Raw genomic sequence first — 22236 nt, 5'->3', positions numbered from 1 at the left:
GGGTCGGGCACACCTCGGGATCACAGCTCCGACCGTTCGCCTGAATCCGCCCGGACCCGCCGATACAGCTCCGCGTACAGCCCGAACGGGTCATCTCGATCGCCGTAAGTCCTGACCAGCTCAAGCCCCTCGATCTCCGGCCGGATCTGCTCCAGCCCGATCGGCCCGAACACGGCATACTCGAACGGTTCGAGCCGCACGTTGTAGTAGAACGGATCGACGATCGCCTCGACCACGGGACGATCCCGCAGGAAGAACTCCAGCACGTACGACCCGTCGGCGGCCACGAGGGCCCCCGGGGGTAGGTCGGCCGCGATCCGGTCGACGAACGGCCCGACCCGGTAATTCGGGTCGTCCCAGTGCCGGAGATGCGCCCCCAGCACCCGCAGCCCCGAACCCGGCACCATCGCCAGCACCAGCGCCGCCGCCACGATCGCCGTCGCCCGCGTGCTGCCGACCTTCGCCCCGAGCCGCGACGCCAACCGGTCGAGCATCAGGCCCACCGGCACGCTGAGCAGGGCCGCCGGATAGCCGTAGTAGTTCCGGATATGGTGACGCCCCATCACCAAAACCAGCAGCACCACCGCCGCCACCGCATGGAACAGAACCCGCCGCAATCGCCCCCGATCCGCCCCCCGGCCCACCTCTCGCATCAGCCAGAGCGTGCCGAGGCCGTACAGCCCCCCCTGGATCGGGCCGACGTGGTCGAAGGCGTTCCAGCTTTGGAAGGCCACCACGCCAGGCAAGGCCAGGATCGTCTCCCCCAGCCCCGGCCCGGCGCGATCGAGGACATTGCCGCCGAACTGGATCCGGAACAGCTCCGGGTGCAGCGCGATCATCGGCAACCAGAGCCCGAAGGCCGCCAGGGCGACGACCGAATAGGCCGTCGCCTCGCCCAGCTTCCGTTTCCAGCATCGATTGCCGACGAGCAGGGCCAGCCCGACCTGCGCCGTCGGCACCAGGCCGAGCGGGTGGCAGAGCATGCTCAGGCCCGCCAATGCCCCGCCGAGCACCACGTCTCGCCACCGTCGGTCGTCCCGGGAGACCGACCAGACGGCCCCCAGGCCGAAGGCGATCGCCGCCATGTCGGGCCGGGCGGTCGTGGCCGGGAAGAGGAAGGCCCGCGAGAACAGGTAGCTGGCCGCCGCCAGCAGGGCCGCCCGCCTCGACCCCGACCAGCGCCGGGCCAGGTCGCAGACGATCAAAACCGCCACCAATCCCGCGATCATCGACGCCATCCGGGCCGGGCCGAGGCCGTCTCCCAGGACCAGGTGGACGGCCGCTTCCAGGTAGAACCCGAGCGGGGGCAGGGTGTAGAGGACCTCGTCGGAGTGGTAGTAGATCGTCTCCGGGTCCCGCGACGGGATGTACGGGATCTGGGGCAGGCCGGTCCGCAGGATCATCATGCCGGGCACGCCGTAGAAGTTCTCATCCTGCCCGGCCTTCGTGCGCCCGAACAGGGGGACTTGCCAGGCGAGGACAATGACCATGATCAGGGCAAGCCAGAGGCGGTCGGATCGGGTCATGGGCATCGGGCCTCGAACCTCGTCAGGACTGGGCGATCGCCGAGGCCCGGGTCGGGGTCCTCGGACGCCGAGCCGCCTTGGCTGGTCCATTCAGCTCTGGTTGACACAATTGCCGGGCTTCACTACGTTTGCTCCAAAGCGTCGTCCGACGCCCTGTCGTCCCCGTTTCGCCGCCGACGAGAAGCCGCATGACGCCTCCCAAGCGCACCGTCCGCCTGATCATCGGCTATGTGGTCCGCCTGTCGATCGGGCTGGGGTTGCTCAGCCTCGCGCTCTGGACGAACCGCGACCAGGTCGCCGAGGTGCTCGACCGCAAGATCAACTACGGCCTGTTCGCCGTCGGCTTCGCGCTCTACTTCAGCGGGGCATTGCTGGCCTTCCTCCGCTGGTATGTGCTCGTCCGGGCGCTCGGCCTGCCGTTCCGGGTGCGCGACGCCTTGCGGCTGGGCTTCATCGGGCTTTTGTTCAACATGGTCATCCCGGGGGCGGTCGGGGGGGACTTCGTCAAGGCAGCCTACCTGATGCGCGAGCAGTCGCGCAAGACCCAGGCGGTGGCCTCGGTGGCGATCGACCGGATGATCGGCCTGCTCGGCATGTTCCTGCTGGCGATGGCGGTCGGGGCCTTCGCCTGGGACGAGGTCGAGGCCCCGGTCCGTCGCCTGATCGGCGCCGCGGTGTTCATGTCGGTCGCGGTCATCGGCGTGATGGCGGTGGCGTTCGCCCCCCCCTTGTATCGTCCGCTGGCCGAGCGGTTCGCCCACCGCCGGAAGTTCGCGGCGGCCCTGCACGAGCTGGCCGTGATGGGCTCGGCCTACCGGCGCCGGATGGACGTGGTCGTGGGCACGGTGGTGATGTCGTCGCTGACGCACGTCCTGAACATCTTCGCGTTCATCTACATCGGCCGGGCCATCTTCCCCGATGTGCCGGGCCTGGCGCAGCACTTCCTGATCGTCCCGCTGGTCCTCTTCAGCACGGCCATCCCCCTGCCGTTCGGGGCGCTCGGCGTCTCGGAGCAGATCAGCGGCGTCCTGTTCAGGCTGGCCGACTACGACGGCGGGGCGGTCACGATGATGGCCTTCCGCGTCGCGCAGTTCCTCGGGGCCCTGATCGCCCTGTTCGTCTACCTGGCCAACGCCGGGCAGGTCCGGGAGCTGACCCAGACGCAGATGGGCAACGAGGACACCCCGAACGGGAAGGGTGGGGCCGGCTCGTCCCTCCCCCCCGGCCCGGGTCCGGTCAGTCGGGTCTCGCAGGCGGCCCCGGCCGATCGCTGACCGTCGGTCCTTGCAGGACCTCGCCGAGCAGGTACGTCGGCTTGCCCTGCGACTCGTAATAGGTCCGCATCACCATCTCGGCCACCACGCCCGTCACGATCAACTGCACCCCGGCCAGGAAGAAGGTGACCGCCACCTGGGGCAGGGGGGTCTCGACGAAATCCTTCTTCGGGAAACCGATCGCCGGATAGCCATACTTGTAGAAGACCATCAATCCGAAGGCCGCGACGCTCGCCGCCAACGCATACAGGCCGACCCGGCCGAAGAAGTGGATCGGCCGCTGGGCGTAGCGCTGATAGAAGCGGATCAGGATCAGGTCGAGCACGACGTTGAACGTCCGCCCCAGTCCGTACTTCGTCCGCCCGGCCTGCCGGGGGCGATGGTTGACGACCAGCTCGGCCACCCTCGCCCCTTGCCACGAGGCGAAGACGGGGATGAAGCGGTGCATCTCCCCATAGAGCCGGACCCCGCGCAGGACCCTCCGCCGATACGCCTTGAGCGTGCAGCCGAAGTCGTGCAAGGGGACCCGGGAGAGCCGCGCCACCAGCCGGTTGGCGATCTGCGAGGGCACCCGGCGGGTCAGCCACTTGTCCTTGCGGTCGCGTCGCCAGCCGGAGACGACGTCGAACCCCTCGTCGAGCTTCTCCAAGAGCCTCGGGATGTCGCCCGGGTCGTTCTGGCCGTCGCCGTCCATCGGCACGAGGACCTCGCCGCGGGCCAGATCCATCGCGGCCGACAGCGCGGCCGTCTGCCCGCAGTTGGTCCGCAGGAAGGCGATCCGGACGTGCTCCGGGTCCTTCTCCTGGATCGCCCGCAGGCGGCCGGCGGTTCCGTCGGTCGAGCCGTCGTCGACGAAGATGACCTCGAAGCGCAGGGGGAGCGGCCCGAGCGCCCCGGCGATCTCGGCGTGGAGCGGCCCGACGTTCTCGGCCTCGTCCTTCACGGGGATCAGGATCGACAGGTCGATCGGCGGACCGTTCGGCTCAGCCGGCGAGGAACTGGATGAGGTGGCGGCGGGCAATGATCAGCGACTCCTTCCGTTTTTCGAGCGAGCCCTCGAAGGCGCGGTCCTCGACCTCGATGGCGACCGGCCCGTCATACCCGACGTCGGAGAGGGCCCCGAAGTAACGCCCCCAGTCCACGTCCCCCAGGCCGGGGATCTTGGGCGTATGCCAGAGGTTCGGGTAGCCCATGATGCCGTGCTCGTTCAGCTTTGCACGGTCGATCCGGGCGTCCTTGGCGTGGACGTGGTGCAGGCGGTCCTTGAACTCGTAGATCGGGGCGATGTAGTCGACCATCTGCCAGATGAAGTGCGACGGATCGTAGTTCAGGCCGAAGTTGGGGCTGGGGATGTCCTCGAACATCCGGCGCCAGATGGCCGGGGTGGTGGCCAGGTTCTTCCCGCCCGGCCACTCGTCTCGGGTGAAGATCATCGGGCAGTTCTCGATGCCGACCTTCACCCCCTTCTCGTCGGCCAGGGCGATCAACGGCCGCCAGACGTCGAGGAACCGGGGCCAGTTCTCGTCGACCGACAGGCCGGGGTCGCGGCCGACGAAGGTCGTCACCACGTTGACCCCGAGCGCGGCGGATGCCTCGATCACCCGGCGCAGGTGGGCGATCTCCCGCTCGCCCTGCTCGCGGTCGGGCTGCAGGACGTTCGGATAATATCCGAGCGACGAGAGCGAAACCCCCTTCGAGGAGCAGAGGGCCTGGATGCGCCGGATGCCGTCGGCGTCGAGGCCCTCCACGTCGATGTGCGTGACCCCGGCGTAGCGGCGCTCGGCCTTGCCGGGGGGCCAGCAGCAGGCCTCGATGCACGAGAACCCCTGGTCGCGGGCGAGGTCGAGCACCTGTTCGAGCGACAGGTCGGGGACGATGGCGGTATTGAAGCCGAGCTTCATCGCGAGGGGGCTCCGGATGATCGACGGCAACAGGGCCCTGGCACCCGGCCGTCCTCGAAACGCAAGCGAGCGAATGAATGATGTCCGTCATCCTATGGACAGTCTCCGCCGGTGGCCATACCGTAGCGTCGGCGGCCGGGATGACGAAGCGATCCGGAGCACCTCGGGGATGATTCACGTCAAGGACCTTCGGGTCGATTACGACACGGTCTGCGCCGTGCACGACCTGTCGCTGGAGGTCGGGCCGGGCGAGGTCTGCGGCCTGATCGGCCCGAACGGCGCGGGCAAGACCACCACCATGCGGGCGATCCTCGGCCTGATCGAGCCGACCTACGGCGAGATCAACCTGGCCGGGGTCGACATGCGCGAGCGGCCGCGGGACGCCTGCCGGGCGGTCGCCTTCATGCCGGACTTCCCCCCGATGTACGACGACCTGAAGGTCTGGGAGTTCCTCGACCTGTTCGCCTCCAGTTACGGCATCCCGAGGCACGACCGGAACGCCATGATCGACCGGTCGCTCGACCTGGTCAGCCTGCCCGAGAAGAAGAACGAGATGGTCGCCACCCTGTCTCGCGGCATGCGGCAGCGGGTGATGCTGGCGAAGACCTTGATCTCCGACCCGAAGGTCCTCCTGCTCGACGAGCCGGCCAGCGGGGTGGATCCTCGCGGCCGGATCGACCTGAAGAACGTCTTGAAGCGGCTGTCGGCCGAGGGGAAGACGGTCCTGATCTCCTCGCACATCCTGGCCGAGATGACCGAGTTCTGCACGTCGGTCGCCATCATGGAACGCGGCCGGATGGTCGTCAGCGGCACGGTCGACGAGGTGCGGAACCGGGTGATGGGCGGCGGCATGCTGGTGATCGAGGTCATCGGCGGCCAGGCCGACGACCTTCGCCGGATCGTCGCTGCCGACCCGGCGGCCTCGGGGGTCGAGCAGACGGGGGCGTCGAGCTTCGAGGTGCCCTATCAAGGGGATGCCGAGCAGGCGGCCGGATTGCTGGCGGCACTGGTCGGGGCGGGGGTGCGGGTCGCGTCGTTCAGCCGTCGCAAGGAAGGCCTGGAAGAGCTGTTCCTGAAGGTCGGCGCCAAGGAGCTTTCGTGATGGCCAGCCGGTTCGACATCGTCCTCGACAACCCGATCCTGACGAAGCACGCCCGCTCTCGATTGCGCCGCAATCGGGTGATCCCCTGGTCGATCGTGGTGGTGACGCTCTGCGCGATCGTCTGCTGGTCGTATTATCAGATCAACCAACTCAGCGGGACGACGCCGCTGACCCTCATCATCATGCTCCAGGTGGTGACCCTGGTGTTCGCCGGGGCGGGGGAGATCGGCAGCGCGGTCGGGGGGGCAAGGGAGAGCGGGATCCTCGACTTCCACCGGGTCTCGCCCGTGCCGCCGCACTGGCTGGCGGTCGGGTTCGTGCTGGGCGCGCCCTTGTTGCAGTACTGGTTGACGTTGCTGACGGTGCCCTTTGCCGTGTTCCTGGCGGCGGTCGGGCCGGCGGGGTGGCAGGGGTTGCTCGCGTTCGAGTTCCCGCTCTTGCTGGCGGCGGGGCTCGTGCATACGCTCACCTTGCTGGGGGCGATGATCAGCAAGAAGCCGAAGGCGGGGAACCGGGGGCTGATCGGCCTGGTCGTCTTCGGCCTGTTCCTGGGCCAGGGGTTGTTCTTCGGCGTCCAGTACATGCTGTTCGACCTGTCGGGGCGGATGGCGCGGATCGACTTCTTCGGGCTCTCGGTGCCGTGGATGCCCCTGGTGGTGGCGTATGAACTGATCCTGATCGGCTTCCTGTTCGTCCCCTCGGTGCGCCGGATGCGGTCGGACCGCGCCCACCTCTACACCAAGCGGCAGGCGATGGCGTTTTTGACGACGCTCATGTTCCTTGTGCTCGGCGTGACGTGGGGTTTGCAAGACGTGGACGGAGTCGTGCTCGTCTTGCTTTATGTCATGATGTTCATCGCCATGTTGCTGGCGGCGACGCTGACGCCGGATCGGAGCGAGTACATCAAGGGGGTCAGGCGAGCCCTTCGGATGGGGCGCCGGCGGCCGAACCCCTGGTCCGACTCGGGGGTCAACCGCCTGGGGGTGGTCGTGCTCTGCGGCATCGTCCTGATCGGGACGACCATCGCCTGGGAGGTGATCGAGGGCCGGGGCGAGGACGGGGCGGCGGCCTACTCGCAGACGATCGCCATCGGCGTCCTGACCATCGCCTATGTGGGGCTGGGGCTTCAGGCCGCACAACTGTTCATGCGCAAGTACGGACAAACGGTGTTTATCCTGTTCCTGTTCTTCGCCTGGTTGGTCCCGCTCGTGATCGGGGCGGGGCTGGGGGGCGCCGGGTATCAGAATGCCGCGTTCACCATCATCGCCGTCAGCCCGATCGCGGGCGTCCTCCTCTCGACGGGAATCCTCCGGGATGCGCCGCTGGAAATGTCGATCCAGACCGTCCGGATCGCGTCCCTTCTGCCGGCGGTGGGGTTCACGTTCCTCTTCCAGTTCCTGCTCGAAATGGTCCAGCGGCGGATCGACCGCGCGGTCCGGGGGACCTCGGCCCGGCGCTCGCCCGACCCGTTCGACGACGTCTTCGGCGTCCCGGACAAGGAGCACGATCCCGAGCTGGCCGACCCGATCGACGGGCCGATGGCCTCGGCATCAAAGGGGAACGCCTGATCGGAGCAGGGGGATTGGATCCAGATCGGCTCAGTGGGGCGGGGTTTCGGGCCTGGGGTCGGGGGCCCCTCGCTCGATCCAGGCGCGGAAGTCGTCGAGGACGGCGTCGGGCAGACGGCCGTCGGGGGGCATCATGGCGATCTCGCTCGTATGCTCAAGCACCCGGATGAGGAGGCTGTCGTCCGGCCGCCCCGGCTCGATGGCCGGGCCGGAATGGCCGCCTCGGCGCAGGCCCGATCGGGTATCGACGCGGAACCCGGCCTTCGGCGGCTTCGCCTGCGACGAGTGGCAGGCGTAGCAGCGTTCGATGAGGACGGGTCGGATCTTCTTCTCGAAGAAGGCGGCCCCTTCCGGGTCGTCGGCGAGGGCGAGGCCGGGAGCACAGAGCAGGGCACAAAGGAGGACGACGCGGGTCCAGGAGGAGGGGTGGTGGTGTCGCATCGACGGCGTTCTCGGTGGGGAGACATGGAGGGGGAGTGGGCCGGGAAAGCCGGGCCAGTCTCTCGCCATCGGCGGCCCGGTCTGCCATGCTACGGGGCTGAGGATGCCGGGACAACCGGCCGACCCGTCCCCCCGCCACGGAGCCTGTTCTCGTGAGTGCCCCGAAGTCTGAATCGATCGCCCTGGCCGATCGCCTGGCCGCATTGTACACGCCCGTGGTGGCCGACGTGCTCGACCGCCTCGGCGCCCGCAACCAGTGCCCGAGGGCCGACATCCGCCCGCTGGCCCCCGCCTTCCGCTGCGCCGGTGTGGTCCGGCCGGTGAAGACGATCGTCGCGCCGACCCTCGAACCCGCCGAGCCGTACAAGGGGGAAATGGCCGCCGTCGATGCGCTGGCGGACGGCGATGTGATGGTCGTCTCCTCCTGCGAGTGGAGCTTCTGGGGCGAACTCCTGTCGACCGCCGCCCGCTACCGAGGGTGCCGCGGCGTCCTGATCGACGGATTCACGCGCGACACGCAGGCGATTATCGAGATGGGTTTCCCCGTCTTCTGCCGCGGCATCCACCCGGCCGACAGCCTGGGGCGGATCGACGTCGAGGCCCACGACGTGCCGATCGACTTCGGCGGCGTGTCCGTCGCGCCCGGCGACCTCGTCCTGGCCGACCACGACGGCATCGTCTTCGTCCCCTCCGCCATCGCCGATGAGGCCATCGCGAAGGCTGAGGACAAGGTCCGCGGCGAGAACCTCGTCCGCGACAAGCTCGCCGAGGGGATGACCGTCACCGAGGCGTTCCGCCGCTACGGGGTCCTCTGATCGGATCGGGCTGCCCTCGTCGGTGAGTCAAAAGTGGGGGTCGCAACGCTCCCCCAGGGTCCGGAGGCGGGTTGCATCGACGGGCCCGGCTGAAGCGGGGTAGCATGGAGGGGAGACGTGGTTCGTCGGATTCCGTTCAAGGGAGCCTCCGCATGAGCGTCGCACCCAGCAGCCCGCCGGCCGGGGCCAGGGGAGGCCGGCCGTACCTCATCACGGCCGAGGATTACGCCCGGATGATCGAATGCGGCGCGATTCCCGAAGGCCGTCGGGTCGAACTCTGGGAGGGGCAGCTCGTCGAGAAGATGACCAAGAATCCGCCGCGCTCGACCGCCCTGAAGAAGATTCTGGCCGCCCTGTTCCCGATCATCCCGCCCGGCTGGCATCTGGCCCCCGAGTGCCCGCTCCACCTCGGGCCGCATTCGGTCCCCGAACCGGATTTAACGATCGTCCGCGGAGGCCCGGACGACTACCTCGACCGAGACCCAACCCCCGCCGACGTCTCCCTGGTGATCGAGGTCGCTGACACGAGCGTGGCGAAGGACCTCGGTCGCATGCGATCGGCCTATGCCGCCGGCGGCGTCGTGGCCTACTGGGTGGTGAACCTCCGCACGCGCACCATCGAGGCCCACGCCGACCCGATCGGCGGTGACAAGCCTGAATACCGCTCGATCCGTTCCTTCGGCGACTGCGAGGCCATCCCCCTGACCCTCGACGGACGGGCGATTGCCGAGCTGCCCGTGGCCTCGCTCCTGCCGGCCGTGGCGGGATGATCGCGTCCCATCGCGTCATCAGGCCGGAGGCGTCTCCCGCGTGGCGATCGCCTTCAAGATCGCTCGACTCCCCTTCTCGGCGGCTTTGGCGAGGGGAGGGGGGAGGGGGTTGTCGCCGAGATCCAGTTGCTTCAGTTGGATGAATGTCGAGAAATAAGGCGGGACGTCGGTCAACTGATTGCGTCGCAGGTCGAGCGATCGGAGCCGGACGAGCTTCGAGAAGGAATCCGGCAGGGCGGTGAGGCGATTGCCCCGGAGGTCGAGGTCCTTCAGGTTGGCCAGGTCCCCGAAGTCCGCCGGCAACGCGGTCAGCCGCGATCCCGTCGAGAGGGAGAGCGATTCGAGCTTCGTCAGGCGGCAAATCGAGTCGGGCAGCTCGGTCAACTGGTTCATATCCAGGTCGAGTTCTTCGAGCTCCGTCAGCTCGCCGATCCAGGCCGGGAGCGTCGTGAGGTCGCATCCCGAAAGGCTCAGGATGCGGAGCCGGCGCAGGTTGCGGATCGATTCGGGCACCTGACGGAGCGGATTGTTCGTGAGGACCAGGCAGGTCAGGGACGTGAGCTCGCCGAGCGCGTCGGGCAGGCGTTCCAACTGACAGGTGAACACGTTCAAGTCTTCGAGACTCGTCAGCTCTCCGATCCAGTCCGGCAGTTCCTTCAACGGGTTGATCCCCAGCATCAGGCAGCGCAACCAGCGACAGCCCCGGATCTCCTCCGGGAGGGTCGTCACGACGTTGAATGCGTCGAGGTTGAGCGTGTCGCCCCCCGCCTGGACGGCGGCGATTTGCTCGGCGATCTGAACGGCTTTCGACTTCCTCGGCATGTTCGCTCCATTGCGACGTTCCAGCCTGGTAGGGTCCGCTGTGCGGACCTCCCTGATCCGGGTTGAGGAGGTCCGCACAGAGGCTGGGATTTTTTCGCCCCCTGGTCGTGCATAATATCCACATGAGCACTTCACCGCTATTTCCCGACCTGGAGGGCGACGACGGGCCGACGGAGCGGCCCCCGGTCGACCTCGGCCCAGCCCCGCCGCCGCGACTGCGGCGGCCTAACCGCGAGCAGATGCTCATGCGGCCCTGCTCGCTCGACGAATTGATCGGCGACGATCACGATGCACGACTCGTCTGGCAACTGGTCGAGTCCTGGGACCTCTCGCGGTTCCTTGACGCGATCCGGGCCCGGGGCGAGACGCCGGGGCGGTCGGCCACCGATCCGAAGCTGCTCGTGGCGCTGTGGCTCTATGCCGCCACCCAGGGGGTTGCCGGCGGCCGGGAACTGGCACGACTCTGCGCGTCGAGCGACCCGTACCGCTGGCTCTGCGGCATGGTGCCCGTCAACTATCACATGCTCAATGACTTTCGGGTGGCCCACGCGCAGGCGCTTCAGGACCTGCTGACCCAGATGCTCGCGGTGCTGATCCGCGGCGGGCTCGTGACGGTCAGCCGGATCGCCCAGGACGGCACCCGGGTCCGGGCCGGCGCCGGGGCCAACAGCTTCAAGCGGCGTGAGACGATCGAGCGGGCCTTGCAGCAGGCGCGGGCCCATCTGGAGATCATCCGGCGCCAGGCGGAGCGGGCCGAGGACGCGACCGAGCGACGCCGGGCCGCCGAGACGCGGGCGGCGCAGCGGAAGGTCGACCGCATGACGCAGGCCCTCGACGAGCTGGCGAAGGTCGAGCAGGCCAAGGCGCAGCAGAAGGCCAAGCCCAGCCGGTCGAACCCGGCCCGGGCGAGCATGACCGACCCCGAGTCGCGGTACATGCGGATGCCCGACGGGGGCAGCCGCCCGGCGTACAACGTGCAACTGGCCGTGGACACCGAGAGCCGCGCCATCGTCGGGGTCGAGGTGACCAACGCGGGCGGCGACGCCGGGCTGGCCGAGCCGATGCGTGAGCAGATCGCCGAGCGGACCGGCGGCGTGGTTCGGGAGCACCTGGTCGACGGCGGTTACGTCAAGCTCGAGGACCTGGACCTGGCCGCCGCGTCCGAGCCCCCGGTGACGATGACCATGCCGGTGCCCCGGCCCCGGAAGACGGCCGCCGACCCGCACCAACCGAAGAAAGGGGACAGCCAGGCGGTGGCCGCCTGGCGGAGCCGGATGGGGACGGCCGAGGCCAAGTCGGGCTACAAGGACCGAGCCGCGACGGTCGAGACGGTCAACGGGGAGTTGAAGTCCGAGCGGGGCCTGACGCCGTTCCGGGTCCGAGGGCTGCCCAAGGTGCGATGCGTGGCGTTGTGGTGCGTGCTGGCCTACAACGTCATGCATTTCGGATGGCAGATGATCGTCCTGACGGCGTAAGCGGAGGCGATCGCGGTCCACCCGGGCCGGGACCTGGGCCCCTCGGCCCGCCCGAGGGGCTCGCGAGCCCGATTCGAGGCGGGAAGACGCCCGACGCGCGGAACCCATCGCCTCAGGCAGACCGCCCCTCGCAGGTGCCTCCGATCACGAAGAAAATCGAAAACATCCCAGCCTCACAGCGGACCCTACCAGGCTGGGGAATACTCCAGGTGGCGAACGGTTTGGTCGCAATCGCCCGCGTGCACATCGGCTCCAACGGATTACCGGCAGTGATGACAGCGGGCGTCATGCGAGTGGCGAAGGCGGCCGTGACGAGAGGAGACGGACAGCCGCTTGAGTGGCCAGACCGCAAAGTAACGCAATGGCCAACTGGGGTAGGGACGCTACCAAGGCGTACGAGGCATACGCGGCGGCCTGGACCCTCAGCGACAGAGGGTCGAATTCCGCCTGATCGAAGAAGCTGTAGACAGGCGCCCAGAGCGGATCGGTGAACCGATCGTATCGGTCCCACGCCCGCCACATCACCGAGCCGGGATACGTCGGGGCGGGAGCCGGGCCAAATACGGGCGGGGCGCCTCCCGCAAATTGGGGCGGGAAGACGAGGAAGCTCGATGCCGAGATCAGCGCGGCGGCGGCGGCCACGTACCCGCCCCAGAAGGGGCGTCCTCGCCCCTGGATCAGCCGGACCAGCCCGAATTGCATCGCCATCCCGATGACGGCAATCCGACACAGGAGCGTTTTATCGAGTCGCCAAAGGGCAATCCCAACGGAGAGGTTGATCGCGATCACCACCACGGCGATCATTAGGGTACGGACGTTAAAGTGGTTCATCCTCATGGTTCGATCCCGTTTGCCCGGTGTGATCGTCTCGCAGTCGCTATGAGCCGGTCAAGCCAGCCGAGGTCATGGGCGATGTCGGGTGCCCTCAAGGCCCTGGAAATGCCCCTGAACAAATCGGGCCGACTGCTGACATGTAGCGTCTACGTACGTGACAAGCCCGCAACGGGGAATCGCGCACCATCGTATCCGTGATTGGGGAGCCCGGGAAGGACTGATCGACCGCCGATCACCGATCGATAGGGAACAACGGCCTTCGAATATTCCGATACGCGAATCGCCCCGGGTCGATGGCGGTGAGGCCGGGGGTGTTGACCTCGATGATCGAGCCGGCGATCGGACCATAAGCGGCCTTGTAGGCGACGGCGGCCTTGGCGACGAGGATGGAGGAGGAGGAGGGGTCGAGGCCGAGGCTGGTGAGCTGGCCGAGGCTGAAGGGGGGGGTGCGGAGGGTGTTGAGGACGAGGGTGATGAGGCCGGGGAGGTCGATGACGGCGGTGGGCCCCTGGTCGTTGTGGCGGCGGCCGCCGTGGCGGGGGGCGTCCTCGATCCAGGTGCCGTCGTGGAGCGATCGGACGACGCCGCGGACAGGCACGGGGCCGCCGTAATCGGGGTGGCTCCGGCCGCCGACGGGGCGGTCGAAGGTGGCGCCGGGGCCGAGTCGGGCGGCCTCGGCGACGGCGTCGGGGTCGTGGATCACGACGACGGCATCGCGGGCCTGCTGGCGGATCAGCTCGGAGAGGATTACGGTGCCGTCGCCGGGGGTGCCGCCGCCGATGTTGTCGCCGAGGTCGACGAGGACGACGGGCGTGCGGTCGGAGGCGATCGCCTGGCGGACGGCCTCGGCGGAGTCGGGGCGTCGGGCGTCGAGGTCGTGGCGGATCGACCAGAGGCGATCGGCCAGTTCATCGGCGGCAGCTTGCGCAAGGGATCGATCACCATCGGCCACGGCGATGACGGACGAGCCCATCTCGGGCACGTCGGCGTAGGGGAAGCCGCCCATCAGGCTGACCGAGAGGAGGCCGGGGCGTCGTTCGAGGGATCGGGCCTCGTTCATGAGCGAGCGCATCGGCTCGGAACCGGTGTCCTGGCCGAGCAGGTTGACGATCATCGGCGGCTGGGCGATCGCGGTGACGGGCCGGATTTCGCCGCGGACGGCGCGGGCGATCAGTTCGGCGGCGAGGAGCCCGCGCTCGCGCTGATCGACGTGGGGATAGGTCTGATAACCGACCAGGGCATCGGCATGTTCCGCCATGAGCGGGGAGACGTTGGCGTGGAAGTCGAGCGAGCAGACGAGGGGGCGGTCGGGGCCGAGGGCGGCGCGGAGGCGGCGGAGGACCTCGCCGTCGGCGTCGAGGAAGCGGGGCGTGACCATCGCGCCGTGGAGCGCCACCAGCAGCCCATCGACGGGGAGGCGGGCGAGGGCGTCGGCGATCCGGGCGGTCACCTCGTCGAGCACGGCGTCGTCGACCGGCCCCCCGGGGGTGGCCCAGGCCATCGTCGTGGGCACGGCCTCGAAGCCGAAGCGCTCGGCCCCTTCGAGGAAGCCGCCGACCTCGTGGTGGGCCTCGCGCCAGACGGGGATGAGGGCGGGGCCGTCGGCGAGACTCCCCTCGCGGAACTGATCGAGGCCGGTCCGGTCGGGGCTGAAGGTGTTCGACTCGTGCATCAGGCCGGCGATGGCGATGCGCATGGGGGGAGGCTCCGAGGCGGGATCGGGGGGGGGAATTCCGGTAGGATCGAGCGCGGTTCTTGCGTGCTTGTGAAGGCCCCCTCACCCCGGCCCTCTCCCCCGAAGCGGGGGAGAGGGAGACAGATTCAACCCTCGCCCCCATTGGGGGAGAGGGTGGCCGAAGGCCGGGTGAGGGGGTCGATCCGCAAGGGCGACTCGAAACGCAGACGCAACGAACGGCGCTCGTCGGTGCGACGGACGATCGCCCGAGTTTCCCCGTTCGCCCGATCCCCGTCGAGGGGGAGCCGCCGACGATGCCCCGCCTGTTGCTCGACGAGACGGAACTGCATTACGAGGACGAGGGGGTCGGAGTGCCCCTGCTGTTCGTCCCCGGCCTGGGAGGGACGCATCGGATGTTCGCGCCGCAGGCGGAGGCGTTTCGGGCGACACGCCGGGTGATCCGGCCCGACCTGCGCGGCAATGGCGGGTCGGGCAGGCTCGACGGGCCGATCGGGACGGTGATCGACCGCCAGTGCGACGACCTGGCGAGCTTGATGGATGTGATGGGCGTCCCATCGGCGGTGATGGTCGGCGTGTCCTACGGCGGGGCGGTCGCCTTGCAGTTCGCATTGAGGCATCCGGAACGACTCGCGGGCCTGGTCGTGGTCGATGCGTTCGGCGAGTTGCGGGCGAGCAGGCCGATGGAGGGGCTCTTGCTGCTCGGCTCGTACCTGACGCTGGGGATGTATTATCTGCCCCGGCCGGTGTTGAAGGGACTGGCCGGCCTGTTCTTCCGGCGCTGGCCGACGGCGCACGCGGCGATCCCCGATCTGGTCGATGGCTTCCGGCCGACCGAGGCGGTGTTACAAAGCATCGCCATGTGCCGGATCGACGCGGTCCGCCCGGCCGATCGGATCGCCTGCCCCACGCTCGGGATCGTCGGCGGGTGGAGCAAGACGGCCGTCACGCTCATGGAACGGGCGATCGGGCCGATCCCCGGGGCGAAGCTTGAGGTCATCGCTGATGCGATCGACCCCAGCAACCTCTGCCAGCCGGAGGCGTTCAACCGCCTGCTCGGCGCGTTCCTGGCGGGGTTGGGGATGCCGGCGACCGGGGGATGACCTGCCCCCGGCACCCCCGGCGGATCAGGCGAGGATCGGGGCGATCGGCGACCCATAAGACACGGGGATCGGCCGGTTGAGCTGGTCGCGCAGCTCGGTGGCCGGGTCGATGCCGAGGCAGTGGAACATGGTGGCGGAGATGTCGTCGGGCGTGCAGGGGTCGGACTTCGGGTAGGCCCCGGAGGCGTCGGAGGCGCCGTGGACGTAGCCGCGCTTCAGGCCGCCGCCGGCCATGAGGATCGTGTAGCACTGCGGCCAGTGGTCGCGGCCGGCGTCCTTGTTGATGCGGGGGGTCCGGCCGAACTCGCCGGTCCAGACGACCATCGTGTCGTCGAGCATGCCACGCTCGTCGAGGTCTTCGAGCAGGGTGGGCAGGGTCTGATCGGTGATCGGCAGGCGCGAGTCGCGCAGGGTGTTGAAGTTGTCCTTGTGCGTGTCCCAGCCGCCGATGTTGGGGGAGTAGTAGACGGTGACGAACCGCACGCCGGCCTCGACCAGGCGGCGGGCCATCAAGACACTCTGGCCGTAGGTGGTGCGGCCGTAGCGTTCGCGGACCGATTCGGGCTCGGAGTGGATGTCGAACGCCCGCTGGGTCTCGGGGGAGGTGAGCAGGTCGAAGGCCCGCTGCTGATACGCGTTCATCCCCTTCACGGCCGAAAGTTGATCGCCGAGCCGGGCGAACTGGGTCAACTCCGAGAGCATCGCCCGCCGGTCGCCGGCGCGTTCGGTGGGGACTTCGAGCGGCAGGCTCAGCTCCTCGACCGAGAACTCCGGCTTGTTCGGGTCTTTGAGGATGAACAGGGGGTCGTGCTGCTTGCCGAGGAAACCGGCGAACTCGCCGGGGGTGCGGAAGGGGCCGTCGGCGATCATCGTGGGCAGGGAGACGGCGGTCGGGATCGTCGGCGGGCTGGGGGCGAGCTTGTCGACGATCGAGCCGTAGGCCGGGAAGTCGGTCGCCGTGGCGTTGGCCGTCACGATGTCGATGAGCGGCTTGTGGCCGGTCAGGGAGTAATAGGTGGCCGAGTTGTGCGCCCCGGTCCGGTGGTTGACCGACCGGACGAGGCAGACCTTGTCCATCACGGTCGCCATCTTCGGCAGCAATTCGCAGACCTGGACGCCGGGCAGGTTCGAGGCGATCGGGTTGAACTCGCCCCGGATCTCGGCCGGGGCGTCGGGCTTCATGTCGAAGGTGTCGTGATGGCTCGCGCCGCCGAACTGGTGCAGGAAGATGACCGACTTCGCCTTGATCGGCAGCCCCCGGCCCGAGCCTTCGGCCTTCAAGACGTCGGCCAGGCCCAGGCCGAGCCATCCGAGCACACCAATTTGAAGGATCTGGCGACGCGAGGTCCGAGTCTCGACAAACTCCCGACAACCGATTGGCTCGTGGCGCATCGCCTTGCTCTCCATTCGTTCGGGGAATCGGCCTCGCGTTTCGGGCCTCCAAAGGTTTAATATCTTATAAACAGTAAAGGCTCGGGAAACCACCCCGATCTTGATCAGACCGAATCGACCGACCGATCCGCCGATCCACCGTGAGGAGGTCGTCATGACCGACCGGCCGAACCCGACCAGGCAATCGTGGATGAAGCGCTCGCTGACCCTGGGCGGGGTGCTGTGGCTCGCCTGTGCTCCCGCAGTCGCCGACGACGCAGGGCCGATCCGCCTGACGATCGAGCCGAGCACGATCCACCTGGACGGCGCCCGGAGCGAGGCGCAACTGGTCGTCACCGGCCACTTCGCCGACGGCTCGGTACGCGACCTGACCGCCGAGGCCGCGCTCGATCCGGCCGAGGGTTCGGTGGTGAGCATCGAAGGGTCGGGGCTCATGCATCCGCAAAGCAACGGCCGATCGGAGATCGTGGCCCGGGTCGGCGGGGTCGAGGCCTCGGCAACCGTGACGGTCGATCGGGCCGGGGTGGCCGACCCTCGGCGGTTCGAGCATGAGGTCCTGCCCGCCCTGACCAAGGCCGGTTGCAATGCGGGGGCCTGCCACGGAACGCCGACCGGCAAGGACGGCTTCCGCCTGAGCCTCCGCGGGTACGACCCGGTGCTCGACTTCGCGAGCCTCGCCCGGGAGGTCGGCAACCGTCGGGTCAACCCGTTCGACCCGGAGCAGAGCCTGGTCCTGCTCAAAGGCTCGGGGGCCGTGCCGCATGAAGGGGGCGTCCGGTTCTCGCCGGGCGACCCGACCTATCGGATCGTCCGCGACTGGATCGCCGAGGGGCTTCGGCCCGAGCCGGAAGGGTTGCCCAGGCCGGTCGGGCTGGAGGTCTCGCCCGGAGACCGGGTGATCGACCTGCCGGGTACGTCGCAACACTTGTCGGCCCGACTGATCTACGACGACGGGTCGACGCGCGACGTCACCCGGCTGGCCCGTTATGAGTCGTCGGACGAGACCATCGCCACGATCGCGCCGGGCGGCCTGATCCGCAAGGTCGGCACGGGCGAAACCACCATCCTGGTCAACTTCGACACCCAGGTCGCCACCGTCCGCCTCATCTTCCGAGAGCCGGTGGACGGATTCGCCTGGTCCGACCCCCCCGCGAACAATTTCATCGACGAGCACCTGGCCGCCAAGTGGGAGTTGCTGAGGCTCCCCCCCTCGGAACTGAGCGACGACACGACGTTCCTCAGGCGCGTGTCGCTCGGCGTGACCGGCCTGCCGCCGACGCCGGAGCAGATCCGGACCTTCGTGGGCGATCCGTCCCCCGACAAGCGGGAGCGGGTGGTCGACGATTTGCTCAACAGTACCGAGTATGTCGACTTCTGGACGATGAAGTGGGCCGACCGGCTCGGGTGCAATCAGCGCTACACGGGGCACAAGGGGGCGTTCAGCTACTACCGCTGGATCCGGGACCAGGTGGCCGAGAACACGCCGTTCGACGAGTTCGTCCGCTCCATCGTGACGGCGAAGGGGCCGAACTACTCGAACCCGCCCGCCAGCTTCTACCGCCGGATCCGGAACCCGGAGGAGCGGGTCGAGACGGTCAGCCAGCTCTTCCTCGGCCTCCGGCTCCAGTGCGCCAAGTGCCACAACCACGTGGCCGACCGCTGGACCCAGGACGACTACTACGGCATGGCCGCCTTCTTCAGCCAGGTGAACTACAAGAACGGCCCGCAGTTCTTCGCCCAGTACAACAAGGAAGAGACCGTCTACCTCCGCCCCGGCCGCGAGGTCCGCCAGCCCCGCACCGGACAGGTGATGACCCCGAAGCCGCTGGGTGCCGAAGCCCCCGACATCCCCGAGGGGGCCGACCGCCGCGAGGCCCTGGCCGACTGGATCACGTCGCCGGACAACCCCTTCTTCGCCAGGGCCGCCGTCAACCGCATCTGGCATCACCTGATGGGCAAGGGGATCGTCGACCCGGTCGACGACCTCCGCGCCTCGAACCCGCCGATCTCCGAAGCCTTGCTCGACGCCCTGGCCGACGACTTCGTCGCCCACGACTTCGACGTGAAACGGACGATCCGCCTCATCTGCACCAGCCGGGCCTACCAGCTCTCGGCCGAGCCGAACGCCTTCAACGCCGGGGACGACCGCTATTTCTCCCGGTCGCTCGTGGAACTGCTCCCGGCCGAGGTGTTGCTCGACGCCATCTCCCAGGCGACCGGCGTGGATGAACGACTTTTTCACCTTCCCCCCGGAACGAGGGCGGTCGAGGTGCCCGACGGCGAGTTTTCCCACCCGTTCCTGCGGACCTTCGGCCAGCCCCTGCGGTCGGAGGCGTGCGAATGCGAACGCGAGGAAGATTCCACACTTGAGCAGGCACTTCAGCTTGTCGGCGGTCGCACGGTCCACCGCAAGGTCAGCGCCGAGGAGAACCGGATCGGCCGCCTGATGGCCTCGGGGGCCGACGATGCCAGTGTGATCGAGGAACTCTTCCTCGCCACCCTCTGCCGGTTCCCGACCGAGAGCGAAACGACCCTCGCGCTCGACCGGCTCGACGCCGCCACCGACGACGCCGACCGCCGCCGGGTGGCCGAGGACCTGCTCTGGTCCTTGCTCAACCACCCGGAATTCCTGTTCCGGCATTGATCGATCAATCCGGCGCAAGCGACTCCAGGTCCGGATCGTCCGGTTTGGCGGGTCGCGGCCGATCATCGGGCAGGGGGTAGACGATGTCTCCCTGCCCGATCTGATTGCGCGGCAGGACGAAGGCCCCGCGCTGATCCACAGCATCGGGCCCGATGCTGTAGAGCAAGATGACCGGCAGGCCGCTCGACGAGGGGCCGCGCGGGGCCCCCAGCAACCAGTTCAGCGAGCCGATGACGTCCGAGGCATCGGTCGAGGACCCGACATACCCGAACGGCTGGCCGGGCTTGTACGGGTCGTCGGGCAGGCGGTCGAGTTCCGACGGCACGAGGTCCTGGAGCCGGTCGGGCCACCGGCCGTCGTGCTCGAGCTGCCAGGCCCTCAGGGCGAGGATCTGGACCAGGGCGCGCCGATCGACCTCGTTCTGGTCATTCGCCCGGATCATCGGGGCGAGCATCGGGGGGACGAGTTCCTCGACCAGGGGAGACGCCTCCAGCAGTTGCGTCTCGCGTTGCACGCGGTACGGCTCGTAAATCACCGAGCGGAACGGCCCCCGATCCAGGCCGATGCGCCAGTCGCCAAGCACCGTCCGGAGCACCCGCCGCGCCCGCTCGATCTCCCAGGGGGTGCTGATGGCCCCCGTCCAGGCGGCGATTTCGGGGGTGACGCTCCCCTGAGATCGTGAAGGCGTGTTGCTCCGTGCCAGGCCATCGCGCAAGGTCTCGCGGGGGAGGTCGAGCGTCTGCTCGGCGATCACCTGCTCGGTCGCGATCACGAGCAGCGGATCGGGCGGGGGATCGAGCGTTTGAAACGATTCGAGCGCATTGCGAAGCAGCTCGGGCGTCTGTCGCTCGCTCATCGCCCAGTTCATCGCCCGGCGCAGGGTCTGTTCCTCGATGCCCAGGAGGATGGTCGCATTCCTTGCCGTCCTCGGTTCAAACGGCTGGCGAGACATGCGGAAAAGCGTGAGCAAATCCTCCCACGCGCCGTCCATGTCGCCGATCTGCCGGCGTCGATCGGCCACCACCCAGAGGAGGTCGGCCACCGGCATGACCGGCACGTCTTCTGATGCGCCCCAATCGAACACCGTACGCCCTTCTAGGGATCCGAACCGCACATATGGGAGAATGCTGGCGCGTCGGGCGAATTCAATGGCTTCGGCATGGGCATCGATCCAGGTCTGCGCATCGGGCAGGCGATCGAGATCCTCACTGGTGAGGATCATCGGCCGGCCCATCCCCTCGGCCATCGCGCGATCCGACTGAACTTGCCTGACCACGTTCACGGCCTCTTGATAGAGCGGGCCGGCGTCATCCCCCTCGTCTGCCCGGGAGACGGTGAGCTGCGCACGGAGTTCGGCGGGCAGGGGGCCGGGGTCGGGCATCGGCCAGACGCGAAGGCCCATGTACAGGGGGAACAACGTCCCCACGAACAGGAGCACCAGCCCCCCCAGGCGGACCCACCGCGACGCCCCCGGCCGGTCGAGCATCCAGGGGCCCGTCCAGGCCCACGACACCGCGAGCAAGGCCAAGGGCAAGACGATCGTCCACCGGGGATCGAGCAACCGGATGTCGATCATGATCCCGACCGGCACGATCAAGGCCACCAGCAGCACCACGCCGATCAGGGCCGCCGTGATCCCCCGCCGAATCGCCATGCCGCAGAGCAATCCCACCGAGAAGCTCGCCAGGGTCAGGCCCAGGTAGACCACCGTCGCCTCGACCAGGGTAAGCGTCGGCCTCGGTCCGACAGCCAGGAGAAACAAACTCAGGGGGACCCAGATCATCATGAGTCCCACCCCCCAGACCGCCACCTTGATCGGCCAGACGATGGCCGGGCGGACCCCGTGATGGGTCAGGAGCAGGAACGACCGGCCGCGCTGCTCGGCGTGGAACACCCCCACGCCCGCCAGCAATGCCACCACGGGGCAGAGGAAGAGCGCCAGGCCGAACGGATCCAGGCCGTAGATCACATCGGCCGCGAGCCACCCCAGCACCGGGACCCCCAGGCCCAGCAGCACCAGGTACGGCCACGCCGATCGCGCCTCGCGCGACGCCTGCCAGGCGAGGCTGGCCAGGGTCCGGGACCAGGACGAGCCGGATGGGGCGCGAATGGACACATGATCGCTCGGCGACGCGACGGCCTGTCCCGTGCCCGGCGTTTCCGCCCGAACACCCTTCCAGGGGCGATGGGGCGGCCCGGAGGCGAGGAAGACCACCCGGGAGAGCCCCGCCGTGGTGATCGCGATCCACAATCGGATCGGCGTCGAGGATGGCATCAAGATCGTCGGCGTCGATTCGCCGATCACCGGCGCCAGCGCGGGCAGGAGCAGGAGCAGGCAACATGCCGCCACCGCCGCCGCCGCCAGCACGTTCGGCACGAGGGCCGACCAGAACAATCCCCAGCCGATCGCCTCCAGGATCAGGGCAAGGACCAGGAGGAGCTTGCCGAGCGTCGCCCCCGGCCCGCCCAGGCCGTCGAACTCCCACGAATTCACCTGCGTGGCCGCGATCAGCAGCAAGACGAGCGTCAACGCCAGCGACGAGACGACCGCGAACGACGCCTTGGCGTCCCAGAGTCGCCCCCTCGGCGCCGGGAGCGTATCCAGCAGGCGCAAGGTCCCGTTCTCGCGCTCGCCGGCGATCGCGGCCGTCGCGATGGCCAGGGCATAGAGGCCGGAGAAGAGGATCGCGAAGCCCCAGATACTCGTATCAACCCCGTCCTCATCGGGCAGATAGCGGCCGGCCAGCAGGAAGCCGACCAGGGCCATCACGGCAATCGCCCCCCAGGCCGGGCCGAATTGCCGGGCGTCTTTCCACCAGAGCCGAGCAAGCATGAGCGGGCCTCCCCTCAACGGGTCAACGGATAGAACGCGCAGG

The 22236-nt window shown here is 68.5% G+C and carries 17 protein-coding genes; 8 read left to right on the top strand and 9 right to left on the bottom strand.

The genetic code is table 11. From position 1 onward, the window contains the following. Positions 1 to 20: 20 nt before the first annotated feature. Positions 21 to 1532 carry a glycosyltransferase family 39 protein gene (locus tag AB1L88_RS11925; RefSeq protein WP_367096879.1) on the bottom strand — a complete coding sequence of 504 codons (1512 nt, stop codon included), beginning with the start codon at positions 1530 to 1532 and terminating at the stop codon, positions 21 to 23. A 182-nt stretch (positions 1533 to 1714) separates the two neighbouring features. On the opposite strand from AB1L88_RS11925, the gene AB1L88_RS11920 reads away from it, so the two are divergent. Next, the gene (locus tag AB1L88_RS11920; RefSeq protein WP_367096878.1) at positions 1715 to 2800 is read left to right on the top strand and encodes a lysylphosphatidylglycerol synthase transmembrane domain-containing protein; all 1086 of its coding nucleotides are present in this window, start codon (positions 1715 to 1717) and stop codon (positions 2798 to 2800) included. On the opposite strand, the gene AB1L88_RS11915 is transcribed toward AB1L88_RS11920, so the two are convergent. Further along, entirely contained in the window at positions 2763 to 3821 is a 1059-nt protein-coding gene (locus tag AB1L88_RS11915) for a glycosyltransferase family 2 protein (RefSeq protein WP_367096877.1), read from the bottom strand. The two genes, AB1L88_RS11920 and AB1L88_RS11915, sit on opposite strands and share 38 nt — an antisense overlap. Next, on the bottom strand, positions 3784 to 4701 hold the full coding sequence (locus AB1L88_RS11910; protein WP_367096876.1) for a sugar phosphate isomerase/epimerase family protein: 918 nt from the start codon (positions 4699 to 4701) through the stop codon (positions 3784 to 3786). The genes AB1L88_RS11915 and AB1L88_RS11910 overlap by 38 nt, the downstream gene beginning before the upstream one ends. Positions 4702 to 4870: 169 nt before the next feature. Between AB1L88_RS11910 and AB1L88_RS11905 the strand changes: the two genes are divergently transcribed. Both AB1L88_RS11905 and AB1L88_RS11900 read left to right on the top strand, forming a co-directional pair. Then, a complete protein-coding gene (locus tag AB1L88_RS11905; protein ID WP_367096875.1) occupies positions 4871 to 5803 on the top strand; it encodes an ABC transporter ATP-binding protein in 933 nt (310 codons plus the stop codon). Next, the gene (locus tag AB1L88_RS11900; RefSeq protein WP_367096874.1) at positions 5803 to 7371 is read left to right on the top strand and encodes a hypothetical protein; all 1569 of its coding nucleotides are present in this window, start codon (positions 5803 to 5805) and stop codon (positions 7369 to 7371) included. Before AB1L88_RS11905 ends, AB1L88_RS11900 begins: the two co-directional genes overlap by 1 nt. A gap of 30 nt (positions 7372 to 7401) precedes the next feature. On the opposite strand, the gene AB1L88_RS11895 is transcribed toward AB1L88_RS11900, so the two are convergent. Beyond that, the gene (locus AB1L88_RS11895; RefSeq protein ID WP_367096873.1) at positions 7402 to 7812 is read right to left on the bottom strand and encodes a c-type cytochrome domain-containing protein; all 411 of its coding nucleotides are present in this window, start codon (positions 7810 to 7812) and stop codon (positions 7402 to 7404) included. A 152-nt stretch (positions 7813 to 7964) separates the two neighbouring features. On the opposite strand from AB1L88_RS11895, the gene AB1L88_RS11890 reads away from it, so the two are divergent. Together AB1L88_RS11890 and AB1L88_RS11885 are read left to right on the top strand one after the other, a co-directional pair. Beyond that, positions 7965 to 8627 (top strand): RraA family protein, encoded by a 663-nt coding sequence (locus tag AB1L88_RS11890; RefSeq protein WP_367096872.1) that lies wholly within the window; start codon positions 7965 to 7967, stop codon positions 8625 to 8627. A gap of 152 nt (positions 8628 to 8779) precedes the next feature. Then, positions 8780 to 9397 carry a Uma2 family endonuclease gene (locus AB1L88_RS11885; protein ID WP_367096871.1) on the top strand — a complete coding sequence of 206 codons (618 nt, stop codon included), beginning with the start codon at positions 8780 to 8782 and terminating at the stop codon, positions 9395 to 9397. Between the two features lie 18 nt (positions 9398 to 9415). On the opposite strand, the gene AB1L88_RS11880 is transcribed toward AB1L88_RS11885, so the two are convergent. Further along, the gene (locus AB1L88_RS11880; protein ID WP_367096870.1) at positions 9416 to 10219 is read right to left on the bottom strand and encodes a leucine-rich repeat domain-containing protein; all 804 of its coding nucleotides are present in this window, start codon (positions 10217 to 10219) and stop codon (positions 9416 to 9418) included. A 122-nt stretch (positions 10220 to 10341) separates the two neighbouring features. Between AB1L88_RS11880 and AB1L88_RS11875 the strand changes: the two genes are divergently transcribed. Beyond that, a complete protein-coding gene (locus tag AB1L88_RS11875) occupies positions 10342 to 11694 on the top strand; it encodes an IS1182 family transposase (RefSeq protein ID WP_367096869.1) in 1353 nt (450 codons plus the stop codon). A gap of 285 nt (positions 11695 to 11979) precedes the next feature. Here the strand turns inward: AB1L88_RS11875 and AB1L88_RS11870 are convergent, their stop codons facing one another. After that, the gene (locus AB1L88_RS11870) at positions 11980 to 12525 is read right to left on the bottom strand and encodes a hypothetical protein (protein ID WP_367096868.1); all 546 of its coding nucleotides are present in this window, start codon (positions 12523 to 12525) and stop codon (positions 11980 to 11982) included. 235 nt (positions 12526 to 12760) lie between these two features. Continuing rightward, a complete protein-coding gene (locus AB1L88_RS11865; protein ID WP_367096867.1) occupies positions 12761 to 14224 on the bottom strand; it encodes a M81 family metallopeptidase in 1464 nt (487 codons plus the stop codon). A 293-nt stretch (positions 14225 to 14517) separates the two neighbouring features. Here AB1L88_RS11865 and AB1L88_RS11860 point away from each other — a divergent pair, with 293 nt between their 5' ends. Beyond that, a complete protein-coding gene (locus AB1L88_RS11860) occupies positions 14518 to 15324 on the top strand; it encodes an alpha/beta hydrolase (protein ID WP_367096866.1) in 807 nt (268 codons plus the stop codon). Positions 15325 to 15348: 24 nt separating this feature from the next. On the opposite strand, the gene AB1L88_RS11855 is transcribed toward AB1L88_RS11860, so the two are convergent. Next, the gene (locus AB1L88_RS11855; RefSeq protein ID WP_367096865.1) at positions 15349 to 16716 is read right to left on the bottom strand and encodes a DUF1501 domain-containing protein; all 1368 of its coding nucleotides are present in this window, start codon (positions 16714 to 16716) and stop codon (positions 15349 to 15351) included. Positions 16717 to 16870: 154 nt separating this feature from the next. On the opposite strand from AB1L88_RS11855, the gene AB1L88_RS11850 reads away from it, so the two are divergent. Beyond that, the gene (locus AB1L88_RS11850; RefSeq protein WP_367096864.1) at positions 16871 to 19360 is read left to right on the top strand and encodes a DUF1549 domain-containing protein; all 2490 of its coding nucleotides are present in this window, start codon (positions 16871 to 16873) and stop codon (positions 19358 to 19360) included. Positions 19361 to 19364: 4 nt separating this feature from the next. On the opposite strand, the gene AB1L88_RS11845 is transcribed toward AB1L88_RS11850, so the two are convergent. Beyond that, positions 19365 to 22193, bottom strand: a complete 2829-nt coding sequence (locus AB1L88_RS11845) for an ABC transporter permease subunit (RefSeq protein ID WP_367096863.1) — start codon at positions 22191 to 22193, stop codon at positions 19365 to 19367. Positions 22194 to 22236 lie beyond the last annotated feature (43 nt).

Origin of the sequence: Tautonia sp. JC769, assembly GCF_040717455.1 — a bacterium.
GTDB lineage: Bacteria > Planctomycetota > Planctomycetia > Isosphaerales > Isosphaeraceae > Tautonia.
Note: the sequence above shows the minus strand (reverse complement) of the source record. Positions and strands in the feature narration are given on the sequence as shown.